Raw genomic sequence first — 1620 nt, 5'->3', positions numbered from 1 at the left:
AAGTTCCATTAGAACTTATATGAAAATTAGTGTACTTATATATCTGCACCTGTTCTGAGTAGTTAATCTTCTAATTAGCACTAATAATATGCGTCCAATCCAACACAAGTCCTGTAAGTATCTGGTAACCTGTTTTTTGATATTGATAGTTTTAAAATAAGTCATAATATCAATGTTATGTTAAATCAAAGTGTCTTTTAATGAACTGATGACTTCTATTGCATATAGATAATCATCACATTATTATATATATAAAAGATTCTCGGATATTAGGTTATGGATAAAAGAGTATATTAAATAATATTGTTTTTGACGATCTCAAATATTCGGCATATGCAGAAAAAACACATGGATTTTTCTACCAACTATAAATAAAGTTTTGGGGTGGTTATTGCGTTATAGAAAAACTTTCCGATCAAAATAAATTAAATTACAAAAAATGTTATATATTTGTATCCAAATCAAAAAAAACTGCGAAATGAAACTTATTGCGGAAAGTGGTTCTACAAGAACAGAGTGGGCATTGGTTGAAGACAATCATCTCGTACAACGTGTGTTTACCGAGGGGTTAAACCCTTTCTTTCAGACCAGAAGAGAAATTAGCAGAAGTGTCAGACTGGGATTACCGGAGTCTTTCTTCAAAAAGAAACTGGACCAAGTATATTATTATGGTGCCGGATGTAGTTCATATGAAAAGAAAAACATTTTAGGTGCTTCCTTAGTAGCACAGTTTAAAACTCCTATCCAAGTTGAAAGTGACTTGTTGGCAGCGGCTCGAGGACTATTCAAATGTGAATCTGGAATTGCCTGTATTTTAGGTACCGGATCGAACTCATGTTTTTACGATGGTAAAATCGTTGTCAAAAATGTGAAAGCTGCAGGATATATTCTCGGTGACGAAGGCAGTGGAGCTGTTCTCGGAAAACTATTTCTGGCTGATCTTCTTAAAGGATTAGCTCCCAAAGAATTGGCGAGTGAATTCCATGAAAAATTTCGCATATCTGCCAATGATGTGATGGAATCTGTATATAATTTACCTTTCCCTAACCGTTTTTTAGGTACGATTGCATATTTTTTAGGAGATTATATGGACAATGAATACGTATATAATTTGTTAACCAATAATCTGCGAAGCTTCTTTAACCGTAGCGTGTGCCAATACGATTATATGAATTATCCTATTCGGTTTGTAGGATCACTTGCCTATGCGTATTCAGATACTTTGCGTAAAGTAGCCAGAGAATTTGGAGTAGAGATTGACGTTATAGAAGAAACTCCAATGAATGGCTTAATTGAATTTCATTCAATGAACATTGAAGAACCTTAAAAATACACGGCTATATCTAAATAATAGTTTCGAACTCTTAAATACCGCATTTTTATCTGTCAGTATGAGCCAAAACTCTTAAAGTCAAACCACTCTCTATGTGAATATATAGATATAAATCTAAAATATAATAAATATTTGTTCTTGGTATTAAAATAATATATATCTTTGCTATGATAAAACTCGGAAGGGTTTTGAACCTTTGTTAATAATGGACAATTTATCTCTTAAAAGAACCATAAAGCTAATTGACATTAATTAAACTGGCGAAAACCAAAGTTCTAATGGAACTT

The 1620-nt window shown here is 32.5% G+C and carries 1 protein-coding gene; it reads left to right on the top strand.

Annotation, left to right across the window (positions count from 1 at the left end; all coding sequences use genetic code 11):
* The first annotated feature begins 478 nt into the window (after positions 1-478).
* A complete protein-coding gene (locus tag JZY04_RS20985) occupies positions 479-1327 on the top strand; it encodes a hypothetical protein (RefSeq protein WP_005783329.1) in 849 nt (282 codons plus the stop codon).
* The last annotated feature ends 293 nt before the right edge of the window (positions 1328-1620 follow it).

Source organism: Bacteroides sp. 11BF (assembly GCF_019633765.1).
Lineage (GTDB): Bacteria > Bacteroidota > Bacteroidia > Bacteroidales > Bacteroidaceae > Bacteroides > Bacteroides hominis.
This window is presented reverse-complemented; position numbering and strand designations above follow the sequence as displayed.